We start from the raw sequence: 19,897 nt of genomic DNA on the forward strand, positions 1-19,897 counted from the left end.
AGGCTATTGGCATACTAAAACAAGGTCTTTGTATAACATGTTTTATTTAAATGAAGTGTTTATTTAGGTTCGCATAAAAAAAGATTTTATATGAAAATGAAACAGTTCTTTTCTGTGTCATTAATTTTTATGGGCCTAGCATTTTTTATGGCTTGTGAAGGAGATGATACCGCAGTTCCCGTGGGAGAAGATTGGATAAAAGTAGATACTAAAGTCTATTTTATCGATTCTATGACGGTAAATGCTTCTACTTTTAAGTTCGATTCTATTGCGGTTTCTAATACGAGTAGACTTTTAGTTGGTGCTTATACCGATGACGTTTTCGGGAAAACTAAAGCAAAAAGTTATTTGCAATTGGCATACCCTTTTGAAAGTATTGATAATGAAGCAATTTACGATTCTATCGCGTTAATTTTAAAGTACGACAACTACTTTTATAACGACACTACACAAACGCAAACCATTAACGTTTTTAATATTTTAGATGATATTAAAAGTGATGATGATTATTTTTATAACACAACCAATTTTGAGGCTAGTGAAACGGCTATCGGAACAAAAACATTTCAGCCTTACCCAATAAAAGAAGATTCGCTTCATATTACTATTAGCGACGTTTTTGGAAAGGAGTTATATGAAAAAATAAGAGATAATGAAATCACTACGAGCGATGAGTTTTTAAATCAATATAAAGGACTTTTAGTAAGTCCAGACGATAACAACACGAGTGTTTTAGGATTTGCGACTAGTAGTTTTTTACGCTTATACTACTCGGAAGATGATGAGGTTGAAGTTGAGGATAGCCAGACTATGGAGTTTTACTTAAACTCTACCAACAGCTTTCATAATGTTTCTAGCGATTATACCGGAACTTATTTTTCAGATCTAGAAAGTGAAGAAACACAACTTTTTAGTACAGATACCGATGATAATAGTTTTTCACAATCGGGGACAGGTTTAGCAACTCGAATTGATATTCCTTATGTGGAACGAATTAATGATATTGAAGGAAATGGAAGCATTTTAAATGCCAGTTTAAAGATTTCTATTAAGCAAAATTCATCTACCGATAACTTATCTATTCGCGATTCGTTAAGTGTATTTTTAATTGATAGAAAAGGCGATATTTACAGCACGCTTACCAATGCTGCAGGTGAAACTACTTATGGTCTTTTAGAGGCTTATGATGAAGAATTTAAAACCTTAACCTATTCTATTCCTGTTACGTATTTTCTAAACTTAAAGTTAGATGCCACGTATAATGATAATTTATATTTAGCTATTTACGGACAAGATTTCAATCAATCTGTAGATCGCTATATTTTTAATGGAGAAGAAACTTCCAGCGACGATTTAAAACTGAAACTAGAATTAACTTATGCCATTTATGAAGACTAAATATATAGCACTTTACACCGTTTTACTTGTTTTTTCTGGTCAGGTTTTTGCTCAATCTAATGCCTTATCGAGTTCGCCTTATTCACTTTATGGCTTAGGCTTAACCAACGATATTGGTACAGGTAAAATAAATGGTTTAGGAAAATCGGGCATTGCCATACCATCAAGCACGTTTATAAATAACTCGAATCCAGCATCATTTGGGGCAATTCCTAAAAATGCGTTTTTCTACGACTTTGGTTTTAAAGGAGAAACAAATATCTCGGCAGAAGGGGCAAGTTCTAATTCTAGTATTACAGCCAATTTTTCCAACATTGGTATTGCTTTTCCTATTAACGAGAAATCAGGATTCGGTATAACCTTAATTCCGTTTACAAGTGTGGGATATACCATTTCTGGAATAGAAAGTTATATTGAGGGTAGTACAAATTTGTTTAACACAACGGTTGAAGGTGAGGGAGGAATAAACGATTTAAAGATGAATTACGGTTACTCGTTAACCGATAATTTTAGATTAGGAATAACTGCATCTGCACTTTTTGGAAAAATTACAGAAACAGAAACCAACTATATTTTTGCAGACAGTTACAGTTCTATTTTAATAGATGAAGATAATCGCTATTCTGGACTACGTTTAGGTGCAGGATTTCAATATGATATAGCCAAAAATCTCTCCGTTGGTGGGGTGGTCAATTTACCAGCAATACTTAGCGGTGATACAATTGGGACAACCACCATTTCCACCGACGTTACTACCGAGATTTTTGAAACCGATTCTGATTTAGATGACTTTAAGTTGCCTTTAGAATTTGGTTTTGGTTTGCAAACTACACTTCAAGAGGCTTTTACGGTGAGTTTAGATTATAAGAAAAGTTTTTGGGATGATACTAATCAATCAGATCAAATAGGAACTTTTGTAGATCAGGATTTCTTCGGAGCTGGTTTACAATTTAAGAGTACAGGAAATCAATTAAAGTTTTTTAATCGCTTGGAGTATCGCGCAGGGTTTAATTACGATAACGGAAATATTGAAATAGATAATACCCGAATTAGTAATTCTGCGATAAACTTTGGTATTGGTGTGCCATTAAAACGTGATACAAGTTCTATGATTAATTTTAGTTATTCTTATGGAAATAAAGGCACTATTTCAAGCGGTTTAATTAAGGAAAATTACCATTTATTTTCTATAAACTTAAGTTTAGAAGGTATTTGGTTTCAGAAACGTAAAATCTATTAAAAGGCTTCTTTTATCGTTTTTTATTAGGAAGGTACATCAGGAAATTCTACTTCAATTTATAGGTTGCATATTTAAGCGCAAGCTTACTTAATAGCAAAAAAACGCACAAAGACAACTACTGCCTTTGTGCGTTTTTTGTATATATAATAAGGTTCTAGAAGTTAAAACCGAAGCTTCCTGTAACTCCAAACTTTCTAGCGTCTGGATATTCAACTTCATTTAAATAATTACCTCTAAAATTAAAGTCTATTCTAAATACTTTAAAAATGTTTCCAATACCAAAACCATATTCGTAGTATGGCTTTTTAGATGGCGCTGCTAACGGAATGCTGTTTGGTAAGCCTGTGTTGCTTAATGCAAAGTTCTCATCAGATAGCTCGCCTATAACACCACGGAAACTCACTATTTCTCTTAAATTTAGTTTACGTAAAAACGGGATTCTAGAAAATAAACGTCCGTTAAAATTATGTTCTAAATGTACAGATCCATAAGTGTCTGAAACAAACTCGTAAAAGTCCAATTGAGAAAAGGTATTGTATATTGAAAAATACGATTGGTTTCCTGGAATAACGCTTAATAAACCTAATGGTACTTCACCAAAGGTTTTACCAGCTTCTACCGTTGTGGTTAAGCGGCCAAAGCCACCAATTTGCCAAGGTTGAATATATGAAAACTGAAGTTTAGTGTAGTTAAAATCACCATCGAATATGGCTTTATCTCCACGTGTTATTTGCGCAAAAAGACGTGCGTAATCATCGTTAGCATTTAAACGCTCTACACCAAAACCTGTCATTTTTCGCTTCGGGAAATAAGACATTGATAGAGACGATTCGAACTGTTTAATTTCCGATTCCAATCCATCAGGCGTATTGTAATCTAAACTAAAAGTTGGCGATGCCGACTCTAAAGTACGGTAGTTACCGCCTAACCTAAAAATAACATTGCGCCATGGTTCTGCTTCAACAGCTAAACTGGTTAAGTTTATAGAGGTTAACTTATCGTTAGTGCTAGTGCCTACTACAGAAGATGATGCTAAGCTTCGTCCTAAAACATCAGAACTTGTGGTTAAGCTCGCCCCAATTTGTTCTACATCGCGTCTGTTTCCTCCGGAAATAATTAAACGACTCTTTTTATCAACTAGCCATTTTCCAGAAATGCCATACTTTACTTTGTCATCTCTAAAACCATAAGCCATAAAACCTTCTAAACGCCATAAATCGTTTTTTCCAAAATATGTTCTACCACCTGCACGCAAGCGTAAACCTTCAACTTCATTAAATCCAAAAGTTGAAAATATTGGTCCGTAATCTAAAGGTAATGAGTTAAACTCGATATAACCTGAGGTTAAAATACTTCCTAAGTTATATAGGCGTTTAAATTTTTTAACTGTTTTTAAAGTATCGAGCATTTTGTAAACACCTTGCTCATCTTTATTTAAACTTTCTAAACGATTTTCTGACCAAAAGGTATCATCACGATCGTAAACATCTTTATCGAAATTGTAAACTTCAACATCGTAGAATTTTTTATCTTTCTCTTTATCAAATACGTAATTGTTGTACAAAGTAGTACGCTTTCCGTAAACACCACGCGATTTCTCTTTTTTACTAAAAGCAAAATCACTCATCATGTAGTCACGTTTTACTAAAAATAAAGAATCGTTTAGTACTTCAAATTCTTGTTCAATGTAAATGTCTTTTACCCAGTTTATATTTGCGCTTTTTGAAGCTTGTAAATTAATTTCTTTAATAGCATAGGTAGTATCGGCAACCCAAAAATCTCCTTTAAAAGTCAGTTCGTTTTTTCTACGCGGATAGTAAATAATGTTGTAACACCATTTATTATCAATAAAGGAGCTATCGGATAACACATAGTTGTAAGTGTTAATCCCTGTTTTAGATAAAGGACTTACAAAACTTTTATCGAAAAACTTAAGGTAGTTATCGTAAACATTAAAGTCGTTATAAAGGTCGTCTACAAAATCGATTATTATTTGGTTATCACTAAACCCAGAGTTTTTGTTTCCTTTTAAATCGTTTTTTTCTTTGTTTATAATATTGTCGCCATAAACGGTAGATACAGCTTCGTTTATAAACATAGGTAAATAGGTTTTACCTGTAACATTAGAAGTGTCGACTTGGTCGAAAACAAATTCCATACCTCTAAATAGCTTACTTTTAATTAAGGCGCTGTCTATGGTGTTAATATCGAATTCTACTTTTTCGTATTTATCGTATTGGTATTGTTTAAACTGTTTTAAGCCATTGCTACGTTTGTTTTCCCAAATTTTACGAAGTAAATCTATGGCGGGGTTGTTTTTTTTAGATTGCTTGCCTGTAACAATCAATACTTGGTCTAGAGCAGAGGCTTCTTCTTTTAACGTGAAATTTAAGTCGTAATTTACTCTTTTAGCTAAAGGTACATCTAGAGTTTCGTAACCTATAAAGGATACAATAAGGTTACTCCAAGTTTCGTCAGATTCTAAATAGAATTTGCCGTTTTCATCGGTTATGGTTCCTTGGGTCGATCCTTTAAATAAAACGTTAGCAAAAGATACGGGCTCTTTATATTCATCAAAAATATAACCGCTCACTTTGGTTTGCGCTGCTATGGAAAGCAATCCAAAAAAGAAAAATATTAAAACTAATTTCGTTTTCATTAGGGGCATTTAGTATGTTTCATTTAAAAGAAGCTAATAGTCTGTCTGTAACAGCGTTCCTTTCAAAAAAACGAATATGTTATTTTATTATACGAAAAAACTTCACTAACAGTTGTGCTAATGAAGTTTTAATAACGTAAAATATGTTGTTTTATTTGTATAAAACTTTTTTCACAGCCTTTATAACCTCGTCTTTATTCGGTAACCATTCTTCTAAAAGAACAGGAGAATAAGGTGCAGGTGTGTCTGCGGTGTTTATTTTGATAATTGGTGCATCTAAATAATCGAAAGCTTCACTTTGTACTAAGTAAGTAATTTCAGTAGCAACACTTCCAAAAGGCCATGCTTCTTCTAAAATAACTAATCTGTTTGTTTTCTTAACAGATTCTACAATTGCTTTTCTATCCATTGGACGAACGGTACGTAAATCGATAATTTCACAAGAAATACCTTCTTTCTCTAATTCGTCTGCAGCTTTATAAGCTTCTTTAATAATTTTACCAAAAGATACAATAGTAACATCGGTACCTTCACGCTTGATGTCGGCAACACCTAATGGAATAATGTATTCGCCTTCTGGCACTTCACCTTTATCACCATACATTTGCTCACTTTCCATAAAAATAACCGGATCGTCGTCGCGAATAGATGCTTTTAAAAGTCCTTTTGCATCATAAGGATTAGATGGTACAACAACTTTTAAACCAGGTGTATTAGCAAACCAGTTCTCAAAAGCTTGTGAGTGTGTTGCTCCTAATTGTCCTGCAGAACCTGTTGGTCCACGAAAAACAATAGGGCAGTTAAATTGCCCACCAGACATTTGTCTAATTTTTGCTGCGTTGTTTATAATTTGATCAATTCCTACTAAAGAGAAGTTAAATGTCATGTATTCTACAATCGGGCGGTTACCTGTCATGGTAGAACCAATTGCTATACCTGCAAAACCAAGCTCTGCAATTGGTGTATCAATAACACGTTTTGCTCCAAACTCATCTAGCATTCCTTTCGATGCTTTGTAAGCACCATTATATTCAGCTACTTCCTCGCCCATTAAGTAAATGCTTTCGTCACGACGCATTTCTTCACTCATGGCTTCACAAATGGCTTCTCTAAATTGAATTGTCTTCATTCTATCTATTTTAAATCAAGTTGCTAAATTAAAAATTTTCTACGAGAAAAATATTGTTTTTTTCACTTTGATTTATGGAAATTTTCAAGTCGGAAGTAAGTGCTGTGTTTTTTTATCAAATTAACAGAAGAAAAACGTTTTTAGATGAAACTCAAGAATGAGAAAAGGAGATTATTGCGGATTGCACTAAGAAGGATGGGGTAATCCTCCCTTTAATATGGTGTTTTAAATCATGATTGCTTCAGTTTTCGATTTAAATCTTTTCTTTAAGTAGGTTTTTTATTACTTTTCATGATGTGAAATTTTAATAAAACCTGATAGGGTGTTAATATTGTGTGAACTAAAACCAGCGGTCTAAATAATTGTTTATACCTTTGTTTAAAGGTGTTTATAAATAGTTTAAGGTTTGTTTCGAGATAAATACTTGTTGATTTCTAAAAAATAAAAACAAAAATTTATTATGCGTGCATAGTATTTTTCGAAATAAAATAATTAACTTCGTAAACTCAAACAAACATATTCTTACTAAATAGCGATTATTATGAAAATATTAGTGTGCATTAGCCACGTTCCCGATACCACTTCTAAGATTAATTTTACAGAAGACAATACTAAGTTTGATGCCAATGGCGTACAATTTGTGATAAACCCTTATGATGAATTTGGATTAACACGTGCCATGTGGTTTAAGGAAAAACAAGGTGCCAGTGTAGATGTTGTAAATGTTGGTGGTCCAGAAACCGAGCCTACATTACGTAAAGCTTTGGCTATTGGTGCAGATGCTGCAATACGCATAAATACAGTAGCTACCGATGCTTTTTCTGTAGCTAAGCAATTAGCCCATGTTGTTAGTAATGGTGGTTACGATTTAGTTATTGCTGGTCGTGAATCTATTGATTACAATGGCGGAATGGTGCCTGGTATGCTTGCTGCTTTAACTAATGCAAATTTTGTAAATAGCTGTATTGGTTTAGAAATAGACGGTACAAGCGCTAAAGCGGTTAGAGAAATCGATGGTGGTAAAGAAACCGTTTCTACAAGTTTACCATTAGTAGTTGGTGGACAAAAAGGATTGGTAGAAGAAAGTGATTTACGTATTCCAAATATGCGTGGTATTATGATGGCTCGTAAAAAACCATTAACAGTATCAGAACCTGTAGAAGCTTCTCCGGAAACACAATCTGTTTCTTTTGAAAAACCAGCTCCAAAAGGTGCAGTTACTTTGGTTTCTCCAGATAATTTAGACGAGTTGGTAAGCTTACTTCATAATGAAGCTAAGGTTATTTAGAGAAAAGGAGTTAGTCTGAGTTTAATTTCAGAGTCTTTTCAAGTTTACAAAATCATTAATGAGATTTTCACTTCCGTGGAAATTAAAAAAATAAAGAATATATTATGTCAGTTTTAGTATATACAGAATCAGAACAAGGTCACTTTAAAAAAGCAGCGTTAGAAGTTGCTTCTTATGCAAAAGCCGTTGCAGACCAATTAGGCACAACTGTTACAGCTATTAGCGTAAATGCCGCAGATACATCTGTTTTAGGGAATTACGGAGTAGATAAAGTGTTACATGTTAATAATGATAAATTAAATAGTTTTAATGCCAATGCTTATGCAAATGTTATTAAGCAAGCGGCCGAAAACGAAAGTGCTAAAGTTATTATTATCAGCTCTAGTGCCGATAGTAAATATTTAGCACCACTTTTAGCGGTAGGGTTAAATGCAGGTTACGCTTCTAATGTTGTAGCAGCACCATCTAGCACAAGTCCGTTTACTGTTAAACGTCCCGCTTTTACAAATAAAGCTTTCGAAAACACGCAAATAAACACCGAAGTTAAAATTATTGGAGTTTCTAATAATGCATTTGGTTTAGTAGAAAATAGTGGTAGCGCTTCCGCGGAAGATTTTTCACCTGCCATTCCAGAATTTGCTGTAAACGTTGAGTCTGTAGATAAAGCTACAGATAAAGTAACTATTGCAGATGCAGAAATTGTAGTCTCTGGTGGTCGTGGATTAAAAGGTCCTGAAAATTGGGGTATGATTGAAGAATTGGCCGAAGTTTTAGGTGCAGCAACAGCTTGCTCTAAACCAGTGTCAGATTTAGGGTGGAGACCACATAGTGAACACGTTGGGCAAACAGGAAAACCTGTAGCGTCTAATTTGTATATCGCTATCGGAATCTCTGGTGCTATTCAACATTTAGCAGGTATTAATGCCTCTAAAGTGAAAGTTGTAGTTAATACAGATCCAGAAGCACCATTTTTTAAAGCGGCCGATTACGGAGTAGTTGGAGATGCTTTTCAGGTTATTCCAGAACTCATCGAGAAATTAAAAGCTTTTAAAGCGCAGCAATAACATATTTTTTTTTAAATTGTAATAATATTCAGAACTGATTAAATTAGAATTTATCCATCATGCAGTTGGTAAAGTCCTAATTTAAACAGTTCTTTGCGTTTTTATTAATTATGAGTTTAGTAAGATTAAACATAAAGGGGATTTCCTATAGTCAAACCCAAAATGGTGCGTATGCATTAATTTTAAATGAAGTAGATGGCGACCGCAAACTCCCTATAGTTATTGGGGCTTTCGAGGCGCAATCTATTGCTATTGCTTTAGAGAAAGAAATTAGTCCTCCAAGACCCTTAACACATGATTTATTTAAAAATTTTGCAGACCGCTTCGATATTGTTGTAAAACAAGTTATTATCCACAAGCTTGTAGATGGCGTTTTTTATTCAAGTTTAATTTGCGAACGCGATAAAATTGAAGAAATAATTGATGCCAGAACTAGTGATGCTATAGCTTTAGCACTTCGCTTTCAAGCTCCTATTTTTACGTTTAAAAACATTCTTGACAAAGCCGGTATTTACTTAAAAGTGAATCCTAAAAAAGAGGATGATGATACGGAAGATAATATTTTGATGGATGAGTTGGTTGCAAATGAGCTTGAGCCTCAAGAGCCAGGTGAAAACTACAAAGCAAAATCTATCGAAGAGCTTCACAACTTACTAGAAGAAGCCGTTTCGAATGAAGATTATGAAAAGGCAGCACATATTCGTGATGAAATTTCTAAAAGAGAATAATACCTAAGTCTATAATATGAATAAGTTGTTTTTGATTACTGTTGCTTTTTTTTTAGTTCTAACTACAACACTAACGGCGCAGGATGTAAACGAAACAATAACTGCCAAAATTACCCAAACTACAGATTCTGTTAGTAATGCTCTGCAAGATTCGTTAGTGGTTACTAAAGCAGAATTAAATGTCGCTCAAGTTGCCGAGTCTGTGCAACCAGAACCGCAAGTAGCAACGGCAACTATCATACCTAGCCAAGGGTTTACTTTAAACAGTTTATGGCGTGGTGTTTTAGGTATGGTTACGCTTATTTTTGTAGCGTTTCTTTTTAGTAGTAATAGAAAGGCAATCGACTGGAAAATTGTTGTTGTCGGTTTAGCTTTTCAACTTTTAATTGCTATTGGTGTTTTAAAAGTAGAATTTATAAAAACTATTTTTGAATTTATTGGAGGCTTATTTGTAAACGTACTCGATTTTACAAGAGCTGGAAGTAAGTTTCTTTTCGAAGGTTTAGTGGTAGATATGGATACATTCGGATTTATTTTCGCGTTCCAAGTGCTACCAACTATTATATTCTTTTCTGCATTAACATCTGTTTTATTTTATTTAGGCATTATCCAACGCGTCGTAAAGGCTATGGCTTGGTTGCTTTCTAAAACATTAAAAATTTCGGGAGCCGAAAGTTTAAGTGTTGCCGGAAACATCTTTTTAGGTCAAACCGAGGCGCCACTTTTAATTAAGGCGTATTTGGAGAAAATGAATAAATCTGAAATGTTATTGGTAATGATTGGTGGTATGGCAACCGTTGCGGGAGCTGTATTAGCAGCATACATTGGCTTTTTAGGTGGAGATGATGCTGATTTAAGATTATTCTATGCAAAACACTTGTTGGCGGCCTCAGTGATGGCGGCACCAGGAGCTATTGTAATTTCAAAAATATTATTCCCTCAAACCGAAGATGTAAATACCGATGTTTCTGTTTCTCAAGAAAAAATAGGATCTAACTTTTTAGATGCTATTGCAAACGGAACTACCGAAGGCTTAAAATTAGCGGTTAATGTTGGTGCTATGTTATTAGTGTTTGTGGCTTTTATAGCTATGTTTAACGGTATTCTTGGCTGGGTTGGAGATGTAACATCTGTAAACAGTTGGATTGCCAGTAACACATCATACGCTAAATTATCTATCGAACTTATTTTAGGTTATGCTTTTGCACCGCTTATGTGGCTTATCGGTGTAGCTAAAGAAGATATGGCTTTAATGGGGCAGCTTTTAGGTATTAAATTGGCAGCCAGCGAATTTATTGGATACATACAATTGCGCGATTTAAAAAATGCGGCAAATGCTACGCATTTAAGTTACGAGAAATCGATAATCATGGCAACTTACATGCTTTGTGGTTTTGCTAACTTTGCTTCTATAGGTATCCAAATTGGTGGTATTGGTTCTCTTGCTCCAGGGCAACGTAAAACCTTATCTAAATTTGGTATGAAAGCACTTGTTGGTGGTACTATTGCTTCTTTAATTTCGGCGACTATTGCTGGAATGATTATTGGGTAAACAATTCCTGCGAAGACAGTAACTTTACAAAAGTATACAGCTTAATTTTTACAGAAGATTAAATAAACAATTGTTTTTACTAATTTTGTTGCTAACTATTTGTAGTTATTTCAAGGTAATAAACAATCACTAAATAATAGAACCCTGTTTCTGCAGGAGCGATAATTATGAAACAATATCACGACTTAGTAAAACACGTTTTAGAAAACGGAAACGAAAAGGGAGACCGCACGGGTACAGGCACAAAAAGTGTTTTTGGATACCAAATGCGCTTCGATTTAAGTGAAGGTTTTCCGATGGTAACCACCAAAAAACTGCATTTAAAATCTATCATTTATGAGCTGCTTTGGTTCTTAAAAGGTGATACCAATACCAAATATTTAACCGAAAACGGTGTGCGCATTTGGAATGAATGGGCCGATGAAAATGGAGATCTGGGGCCTGTTTACGGGCATCAATGGCGTAACTGGAATAGTGATGAAATTGATCAAATTAAACAAGTAATCCATAGTTTAAAAACCAACCCAAACAGTCGTAGAATGTTGGTTTCTGCTTGGAATCCTTCTGTTTTACCAGATAATTCAAAATCTTTTAGTGAAAATGTGGCGAACGGAAAAGCTGCGTTGCCTCCATGTCACGCGTTTTTTCAATTTTATGTGGCTAATGGTAAATTGTCTTGTCAGCTTTATCAGCGTAGTGCAGATATCTTTTTAGGTGTACCATTCAATATTGCTTCTTATGCCTTATTCACCATGATGATGGCTCAGGTTTGCGGTTACGAGGCTGGTGAGTTTATTCATACCTTTGGAGATGCGCATATTTATAGTAATCATTACGAGCAATTAGAGCTGCAATTATCTAGAGATATTCGTCCGTTGCCAACAATGAAGATGAATCCTGAAATTAAAGACATTTTTGATTTCGATTTTGATGATTTCACTTTAGAAGATTACGATCCACATCCACATATAAAAGGAAAAGTAGCGATTTAAGATTCGTGAGAGATAAAACATAAAAAAAGGGCTTCTAAAATTTTTTAGAAGCCCTTTTTTTATACCGTATTGATATGGTAATTAAACACTAACAACGCTATTCTCAGCAGAAGCGTAATCGCTCCAAACATAAGAGTCTGCAGCAGAGTCGTTAACGTAATCTCCGTCAACTATATATTTGAATTCATAAGAATTCTCAGCATCTAAATCAACAGTGCCTTTAAATGTTCCGTTCTTTAATTTTTTTAACGGTGTTGCTTTTTCGTTCCATTCATTAAAGCTCCCAACAATAGAAACTTTTTTTGCCTCCTCAGCTTCAATAGTAAAAGTTACTTTACAAACTGGTTTGCTTTTTAAATATTGTTTTTTAATAGCCATAGTAAAATATGTTGTTTTATTCTACAAATTTATAAAAGTTTATTAACTCATAATCATTTAAACGCCTTAACATCAAAAAATTATCAATTTAATAATATGGGTTCTAATTATTTCATGGTAAATAATAAAATTAGGCTGAATTTTATATTATTAGCAATCGTTAAATCGGCTTTTTGCTTGATTTTCAATTAGTTTTAGAGCTTATTAAGCTATAGTGTTTCTCTAAAATATGACTAATTAAATAAACTTCGGCATATCATTAAAATGTTATAACTTTACATCTATTATTTTTACATCATGTTCGGAAAAAAAAGACCCACTCCACAAATAGATAAAGACCAATTAGAGCTTATAGAAAATGCTCAAAAACGCATTAGGCAAAAGAAAGGATTGTACATTCATTTTGTTATATTTCTTCTTGGTGCTGTTTTTTTAATAATTGCTAATACCGTTTTAGGTATTGGTAAAGAGGTTACTTTTTTTGGTAAAGAATGGTTTTTATACGCTATTCTAGCGTGGTCGTTTTTCTTTGTATATCATTTAATTACTGTGTTTGTTACTCATAAATTTATGGGTAAAGCTTGGGAAAAAGAACAATTAGAAAAACTTGTAGCAAAACAGCAAGTACGTATTGAAGCTTTAAAAAGCACTTTAGATAAAGAAGAGAAACTTATTGTGAAAAGTGAGGTTTTTAAAAGTGAACAGAAGGTAAAAGAAGCTATAAGTACAGGTAATCAAGAGCTTACTGTTATTGTCGCTGCAGCGGAAAACGATGCTATAGGAAAAGATAATAAACTTATTTGGCATTTAAGTGACGATTTAAAACGATTTAAAAGTTTAACAAATGGCCATCATATCATTATGGGGCGCAAAACATTTGAGAGTTTCCCAAAGCCATTACCAAACCGTACACATGTTGTAATTACAAGACAAACAGATTACAAAGCGCCAGAAGGTGTAATATTAGTTAATAGTTTAGAAGAAGCTATTGAGGCTTCTAAAAGCGATGTGCAACCCTACATTATTGGTGGTGGTGAAATCTATAAGCAAGCCATGGCAGTTGCTGATAAAATTGAATTAACACGTGTACATGAAAGCTTTGATGCCGATACTTTTTTTCCGGAAGTAGATACTTCAATTTGGAAAGAAACAGCGAATAAATTTCATAATAAAGATGATAAGCACGATTATGAATTTACGTTTTTAACTTACGAAAGAAAATAGAAAAGCAAAAGGTTTGTTGCTTTAGAGAACTTCAATATTTATGGTGAAAGAAATTCAACTTCGTATTACATTAAAAGAAGAAGAACGTAGTGATATTCTAGTTTTAAAGGCTGCTTTAAAGTTAGAGATAGATCGAAAAGATATTACAGGAGTAAAAGTTTTAAGAAAGTCTATCGATGCGCGAAAGGCTAAAATTATGCTGAACTATAAAGTAGCTGTTTATATTCGCGAAGCTCTGCCAAAAACATCCGATTATACTTTTAACTATAAAGATGTATCTAAGGCGAAACCAGTTCATATTATTGGTTTCGGACCAGCAGGAATGTATGCGGCATTGCGTTGTATTGAACTTGGCTTTAAGCCTATTGTTTTAGAGCGCGGAAAAAATGTGAAAGATCGTCGTCGCGATTTAAAAGCAATAAATCAAGATCATTTTGTAAACGAAGATTCTAACTATTGCTTTGGTGAAGGTGGAGCAGGAACTTACAGCGATGGTAAACTTTACACCCGAAGTTTAAAGCGTGGTGATGTACGCCGTATTTTTGAGAATTTAGTTTTTCATGGCGCAACCGATCAAATTTTGGTCGATGCACATCCGCATATAGGAACAAATAAACTCCCGAAAGTGGTTCAAAATATTCGAGAAACCATATTGAATTATGGTGGAGAAGTTCATTTTGAAACCCGAGTTACCGATTTTGTTATTAAAGATAATAGCATAAAGGCCATTCAGCTTTTAAATAAAGAAGAAATGCCTGTTGATAAGGTTATTCTAGCAACAGGGCATTCGGCTAGAGATATTTTTTATTTATTAGATAAAAAGGACATCGCTTTAGAGGCCAAATCCTTTGCTATGGGCGTTCGTGTAGAACATCCGCAACATATTATAGATTCTATCCAATACCACTGTTCTGGTCCTCGTCATGAACTTTTACCAGCTGCATCTTACGGGTTAGTACAGCAAGTTAACGAACGTGGTGTTTACTCATTTTGTATGTGTCCTGGCGGATTTATTGTGCCGGCTGCTACTGCAAATGGAGAAGTTGTTGTAAATGGTATGTCGCCGTCTAAGCGGAATAATCTATATGCCAATTCTGGTATTGTAGTAGAAATAGATGTTAATAAAGATTTACCTAAATACGAGCAATTTGGAGCGTTAAAAGGTTTGGAATATCAGAAGAATTTAGAACGTTTGGCCTTTACGGCTGGCGGAAGAAGTCAGGTAGCGCCAGCACAACGTTTAACTGATTTTGTGGAAGGTAATTTATCTTCAAGTTTAAATGATACATCATACCAACCGGGATTAAATTCGGCGCCTTTACATTCGCTTTTACCGAAATTAATTGGAAGTAGATTGCGAAAAGGGTTTCAGGCGTTCGGACAAAAAATGAATGGCTATTACACCGAAGAAGCCAATGTGGTTGGTGTAGAGTCTAGAACATCATCACCAGTTTCTATTCCTCGAAAAGAGAGTTTAGCACATCCTCAAATTTCCAACTTATTTCCTTGTGGAGAAGGTGGAGGTTATGCAGGTGGTATTGTGTCTGCGGCTATGGATGGTGAACGTTGTGCGGAAGCAGCAACAGATAATTTGTAGTTTGCTAATTGGGTTTATTTTGCTAAAATCATTAAAACTATTGATAATAGCCAATAATTGTTATTTTTGCAGCACTAATAAAAGAACCAATTATGAACGCATATATTTTTCCAGGCCAAGGAGCACAATTTTCAGGAATGGGTTTAGACCTTTATGAAAACTCTCCTTTAGCGCAAAGTTTATTTGAAAAGGCAAATGAGATTTTAGGATTTCCTATTACAGACATTATGTTTGAAGGAACTGCAGAAGCTTTAAAAGAAACTAAAGTAACACAACCGGCTATATTTTTACATTCAGTAATTTTAGCAAAAACGTTAGGTGAAAGCTTTAAACCAGATATGGTTGCAGGACATTCTTTAGGTGAATTTTCAGCATTAGTAGCGAGTGGCGCATTAACTTTTGAAGACGGATTAAAATTGGTTTCTCAACGTGCGATTGCGATGCAAAAAGCTTGCGAATTACAACCAAGTACTATGGCTGCCGTTTTAGGTTTAGAAGATGCTGTAGTAGAAAAAGTATGTGAAGAGATTGATGGTGTTGTTGTTGCTGCAAATTATAACTGCCCTGGTCAATTAGTGATTTCGGGAGAAGTTGAAGCAATAAATAAAGCTTGTGAGGCTTTAAAAGAAGCTGGTGCAAGACGCGCTTTAGTATTACCGGTTGGTGGAGCATTTCACTCACCAATGATGGAGCCTGCTCGTGAGGAGTTGGCAGCAGCTATAGAAAATACAACATTTAGCAAGCCAAATTGTCCAATTTATCAAAACGTAACGGCAACTGCTATTACCGATGAGGCGGAAATAAAAGCAAATTTAATTTCACAACTTACAGCTCCTGTACGTTGGACACAATCTGTACAACAAATGATAAACGATGGTGCTACCTTATTTACTGAAGTTGGCCCAGGTAAAGTTTTACAAGGTTTAGTTAAAAAAATAAATAGAGCTTCGGAAACAGCTTCTGCAACGTTAGATACAAATAAGTAGATGAAACTTACAAAACGCTCAATTTACATTATTCTAGTCATTGTTTTAACCATTGCTGTCGATCAAATTTCGAAAATATGGGTTAGAAATACTATTGTTGGTCGTACAGATATTCATCCGGGTGAACGTATTTCTTTAATTGGAGATGCTTTTATTTTAATGAATGTTGAAAATACCGGTGCTTTTTTAGGTATGGGTAGCGATTTAAATCCAACCTTAAGAATCATTTTATTGTTAATTCTACCTATTGTTGTTTTAGCATTTGTACTTCGTCATATTTTAAAAGATACAAGTTTAGATAATTTATCACTTTTTGCTTTTGCTAGTATTATAGGTGGTGGTATTGCTAATGTTTACGACCGTGTAGTTTACGGCTCTGTAACCGATTTTTTCTTTATTGATTTAGGAGGTGTTTTTAGAACAGGTGTTTTTAATATGGCCGATTTATCGGTTACTACCGGAATGATAATTTTGGTAATTATGAGTTTTAAGAAGAAAGAAAAAGAAGCTTAGAGTTAAGCTATATTTTAAGATTATAAAAAAAAGCCAACTAAATTATTTAGTTGGCTTTTTTTTATTCGATGTATTTTAAAATTTATTTAGTTTGATTTGCTTTAAAGCGATCGAAGTCGGAAGTTGAATCTGCTTTCGGGAATGTATTGTTACTCATATCCGTATCGGCAAGCTCAAAGTTAGGATCTAAATTTACCTTAACAACCGTTTTGGCTTTTACGAATGTCTTTTTAATTTCATATTCATTTCGTCTCCAAATTTGAGCAGGAATTCTATCAATTTCCGAAGAACCATCAGAGTAAATCCATTCAATAATAACAGGCATAATTAAGCCGCCTATATTTTTTACAGTAACCTCGTAAATGTTTTTACCAGAAAGTTGTTTGCGTAATTCTTTTTCATCTAAGCGAGATGTAAATTGACCATATCCTCGATCTGGTGTAGATGTCATATTTATAACTTGTGGCCCGTTCGAGAAATCTGTAAAAACATCCTCCGTCATTTCTGCTTCAGTATTATTGTTTTTAGAAGTTTTTGTGTTTTCCTCTTTTACTGTAAACCATTTTACATTATGTAGTTGTTGGTTAACGTGGTCGGTTGTAAAAAACCATCCTTTATAAAACCAATCTAAATCGGTAGCAGTTGCATCTTCTAAGGTTCTAAATAAATCTCCTGGGTTTGGATGTTTGTATTTCCAACGGTTAGCATATTCTCTGAAAGCTTCGTCAAATAAATCTTTACCTATAATAGAGTTACGTAACATTTGTAATCCTACAGTTGGTTTCATGTAGAAATTCGCTCCAAATTGGTTGAATAGTTCATTATCTGAATTTGTCATAATTGGGCGTAGTATGTTTTTATCACCCATCATAAAAGGAACAATTTTTTTGGGAGTTACGTGGCTGTAAGAAGGGTATCTTTCTTTTAACGTGCGTTGGTGTAAAAAGGTGTTTAAACCTTCGTCCATCCACATCCATTTACGCTCATCAGAACTTACAATCATAGGGAACCAGTTGTGTCCTACTTCATGTATAATAGTGCCAATCATACTTGCCTTAGCTTTTTCGCTTATTTTTCCATCCGTTGGGCGGCCTCCGTTGAAACTAATCATTGGGAATTCCATACCTATGTTAGATGTGTTAACCGAAATGGCAACAGGATAAGGGTAATCGAAAGTAGCGTTAGAGTAAACCTCCAAGGCGTTTTTCACTGCTTTTGTAGAGACTTCTTGCCAAACAGGTAAACCTTCTTTTGGGTAAAGTGACATAGCCATAACTGTATGGCTTGGTAATTTTACAGCTTGTGCATCCCACATAAATTTTCTAGATGAAGCAAAAGCAAAATCGCGTACATTTTTAGCTTTAAACTTCCAAGTTTTTTTATTGTTAGATTTTGTTTTCTTATTAAGGTCGGCTTCTTCTTCAGTAATAATGATTACCGGTTTGTCAAAGGAAGTTTTGGCTTGTTTTAAGCGTTTAAGTTGTGTTTTGTTTAATACAGATTCGCTGTTCTCTAGCGTGCCAGTTGCAGCAACAACATGATCGGCAGGTACTGTAATTTCAACATCGTAATCTCCAAATTCTAAAGCAAACTCACCAAGTTTTTGAAATTGTTGGTTTTGCCAACCTTCAGTATCGCTATATACGGCCATTCTAGGAAACCAGTGCGCAATTAAAAATGCACTGTTATCATCTTCCGGAAAGTATTCATACCCTTCTCGCGAAAGCGTATACATACTTCTATCTGTTATTGGGTAAGACCAAGAAATTGAAAAACTAATTTGTTCACCAGATTTTAAAGGTGTATTCAATTTAACCTTCATCATGGTGTTGTTAATAAGTATTTTTAGATTGTTATTATTTGCATCTTTTACTTCTTTTATAGAGTAGCCAGCAGGAAAATCGATAGCGCGGGTTAGAAATTGCATTTTCCGAGTGGTAATAAAATCTTTTACTTCATTATTAATACTACCAAAATCTTCGTTTTCTTTTTTGTTTACGTTTTGCTCTAATTGAAGCCATAAGTATGATAATTCATCTGGAGAATTATTAAAATAGGTTATGGTTTCTTCCCCCGAAAGGGTATTTGTTTTTTCGTCTATAGTTGCTTTAATGTTATAGTTAGCACGTTGTTGCCAATAATCTTTCCCCGGAGCACCACTAGCTGTTCTGTACGTGTTTGGTGGGGCAATTAAATTATCGATAGGTTCGAATTTACCTTGCCACGGCTGGGTTTGTGCTGTTAAGTTGAAATTAACTAAAATAGTTATGATTAAAACAGGGAGTAGTCTCATAATATGACGCTTATATATCATTGATTTAAAAAAACACAAGATACTAATTATGGTTAAGTTTTGTAATAATTGTAAGGGTTTTGTAGAGAAAGAGGCCGGATTTTTGAATAAAAAAGGAATTGAATTACAATGTGTATCTTTTTATTTCTTAATTAATATAAGGTAAAAGTAGAATTAAGCTTTCAATTTAGTGTTAAAACAGGCGTTTTTATCTTGTTTACTGCTTTCGTGTTCAGTACATTTGTACCTTGATTACAGAAAATTAAGATTCTTCTCTTGAAGAAGAAAAATAAAATAAGATTTAATATGAGCAAGAAACAACAACCGTTAACTTTTGATGTTTTAATTGAAATACCTAAAGGAAGTAGAAATAAATACGAATACGATTTTACATTACACAAAATCCGTTTTGATCGTATGTTATTTTCTTCAATGATGTATCCTGGTGATTATGGATTTATTCCAGAAACTCTAGCGTTAGATAAAGATCCTTTAGATGTGTTAGTTTTAGGTCATCAGCCAACATTTCCAATGGTTGTAATGGAAGTTCGTCCAATTGGTGTGTTTTACATGACGGATGAAAAAGGACCAGATGAAAAAATTATTTGTGTACCGGTATCAGATCCTATTTGGAGTAATAAAATGGATATTGCTGATTTAAACCCACACAGATTAAAAGAAATAGAACATTTTTTCCAAGTTTATAAAGATTTAGAGAAGAAAAAAGTTGATACAGGTGGTTGGGGAAATGCTGAACAAGCAATTAAAATTTACCACGAATGTGTAGATCGTTATGATAAAAGTGAGCACAAGAAAAAACGCACTTTTACTATCTAATTAGTATATTCTTAAAATA

Annotated in this window: 16 protein-coding genes; 12 read left to right on the forward strand and 4 right to left on the reverse strand. The window is 34.1% G+C overall.

The window, feature by feature from the left end; genetic code table 11:
- Positions 1 to 96 precede the first annotated feature (96 nt).
- Together BM246_RS08205 and BM246_RS08210 are read left to right on the forward strand one after the other, a co-directional pair.
- Entirely contained in the window at positions 97 to 1,398 is a 1,302-nt protein-coding gene (locus BM246_RS08205) for a DUF4270 family protein (RefSeq protein ID WP_159140051.1), read from the forward strand.
- A complete protein-coding gene (locus tag BM246_RS08210; protein WP_074937186.1) occupies positions 1,388 to 2,638 on the forward strand; it encodes a BamG family beta-barrel-assembly machinery protein in 1,251 nt (416 codons plus the stop codon). The genes BM246_RS08205 and BM246_RS08210 overlap by 11 nt, the downstream gene beginning before the upstream one ends.
- A gap of 154 nt (positions 2,639 to 2,792) precedes the next feature.
- On the opposite strand, the gene BM246_RS08215 is transcribed toward BM246_RS08210, so the two are convergent.
- Together BM246_RS08215 and BM246_RS08220 are read right to left on the reverse strand one after the other, a co-directional pair.
- A complete protein-coding gene (locus tag BM246_RS08215) occupies positions 2,793 to 5,297 on the reverse strand; it encodes a DUF5686 and carboxypeptidase-like regulatory domain-containing protein (RefSeq protein ID WP_074937053.1) in 2,505 nt (834 codons plus the stop codon).
- 151 nt (positions 5,298 to 5,448) lie between these two features.
- Entirely contained in the window at positions 5,449 to 6,426 is a 978-nt protein-coding gene (locus BM246_RS08220; protein ID WP_042496679.1) for a pyruvate dehydrogenase complex E1 component subunit beta, read from the reverse strand.
- 541 nt (positions 6,427 to 6,967) lie between these two features.
- Between BM246_RS08220 and BM246_RS08225 the strand changes: the two genes are divergently transcribed.
- The 5 genes from BM246_RS08225 to BM246_RS08245 all read left to right on the forward strand — a co-directional run bounded on the left by BM246_RS08225 (position 6,968) and on the right by BM246_RS08245 (position 12,050).
- On the forward strand, positions 6,968 to 7,714 hold the full coding sequence (locus BM246_RS08225; RefSeq protein WP_042496682.1) for an electron transfer flavoprotein subunit beta/FixA family protein: 747 nt from the start codon (positions 6,968 to 6,970) through the stop codon (positions 7,712 to 7,714).
- 104 nt (positions 7,715 to 7,818) lie between these two features.
- A complete protein-coding gene (locus BM246_RS08230) occupies positions 7,819 to 8,778 on the forward strand; it encodes an electron transfer flavoprotein subunit alpha/FixB family protein (protein WP_074937055.1) in 960 nt (319 codons plus the stop codon).
- A gap of 110 nt (positions 8,779 to 8,888) precedes the next feature.
- Entirely contained in the window at positions 8,889 to 9,506 is a 618-nt protein-coding gene (locus BM246_RS08235; protein WP_042502640.1) for a bifunctional nuclease family protein, read from the forward strand.
- 16 nt (positions 9,507 to 9,522) lie between these two features.
- On the forward strand, positions 9,523 to 11,058 hold the full coding sequence (locus BM246_RS08240; RefSeq protein ID WP_083415735.1) for a NupC/NupG family nucleoside CNT transporter: 1,536 nt from the start codon (positions 9,523 to 9,525) through the stop codon (positions 11,056 to 11,058).
- A gap of 167 nt (positions 11,059 to 11,225) precedes the next feature.
- Positions 11,226 to 12,050 carry a thymidylate synthase gene (locus BM246_RS08245; RefSeq protein WP_074937057.1) on the forward strand — a complete coding sequence of 275 codons (825 nt, stop codon included), beginning with the start codon at positions 11,226 to 11,228 and terminating at the stop codon, positions 12,048 to 12,050.
- An 81-nt stretch (positions 12,051 to 12,131) separates the two neighbouring features.
- Here BM246_RS08245 and BM246_RS08250 read toward each other — a convergent pair whose 3' ends face one another.
- Complete coding sequence (locus tag BM246_RS08250; RefSeq protein WP_042496690.1) at positions 12,132 to 12,428, reverse strand: isoamylase early set domain-containing protein; 297 nt, start codon at positions 12,426 to 12,428, stop codon at positions 12,132 to 12,134.
- A gap of 297 nt (positions 12,429 to 12,725) precedes the next feature.
- On the opposite strand from BM246_RS08250, the gene BM246_RS08255 reads away from it, so the two are divergent.
- From BM246_RS08255 to lspA, 4 genes are all read left to right on the forward strand, one after another.
- The gene (locus BM246_RS08255; RefSeq protein WP_074937059.1) at positions 12,726 to 13,652 is read left to right on the forward strand and encodes a dihydrofolate reductase; all 927 of its coding nucleotides are present in this window, start codon (positions 12,726 to 12,728) and stop codon (positions 13,650 to 13,652) included.
- A gap of 40 nt (positions 13,653 to 13,692) precedes the next feature.
- Positions 13,693 to 15,249, forward strand: coding sequence for an NAD(P)/FAD-dependent oxidoreductase (locus tag BM246_RS08260; RefSeq protein WP_074937062.1), 1,557 nt, complete (start codon positions 13,693 to 13,695; stop codon positions 15,247 to 15,249).
- A 92-nt stretch (positions 15,250 to 15,341) separates the two neighbouring features.
- Positions 15,342 to 16,235 (forward strand): ACP S-malonyltransferase, encoded by an 894-nt coding sequence (gene fabD, locus BM246_RS08265; protein ID WP_042502647.1) that lies wholly within the window; start codon positions 15,342 to 15,344, stop codon positions 16,233 to 16,235.
- The gene (gene lspA / locus BM246_RS08270) at positions 16,236 to 16,748 is read left to right on the forward strand and encodes a signal peptidase II (RefSeq protein ID WP_042502649.1); all 513 of its coding nucleotides are present in this window, start codon (positions 16,236 to 16,238) and stop codon (positions 16,746 to 16,748) included. It begins immediately after the preceding gene.
- Positions 16,749 to 16,830: 82 nt separating this feature from the next.
- On the opposite strand, the gene BM246_RS08275 is transcribed toward lspA, so the two are convergent.
- Positions 16,831 to 19,041 carry a M1 family metallopeptidase gene (locus BM246_RS08275; protein ID WP_074937065.1) on the reverse strand — a complete coding sequence of 737 codons (2,211 nt, stop codon included), beginning with the start codon at positions 19,039 to 19,041 and terminating at the stop codon, positions 16,831 to 16,833.
- 306 nt (positions 19,042 to 19,347) lie between these two features.
- Here BM246_RS08275 and BM246_RS08280 point away from each other — a divergent pair, with 306 nt between their 5' ends.
- Positions 19,348 to 19,878, forward strand: coding sequence for an inorganic diphosphatase (locus tag BM246_RS08280; RefSeq protein ID WP_042502653.1), 531 nt, complete (start codon positions 19,348 to 19,350; stop codon positions 19,876 to 19,878).
- The last annotated feature ends 19 nt before the right edge of the window (positions 19,879 to 19,897 follow it).

Source organism: Algibacter lectus, assembly GCF_900112395.1.
Classification (GTDB): Bacteria; Bacteroidota; Bacteroidia; order Flavobacteriales; family Flavobacteriaceae; genus Algibacter; species Algibacter lectus.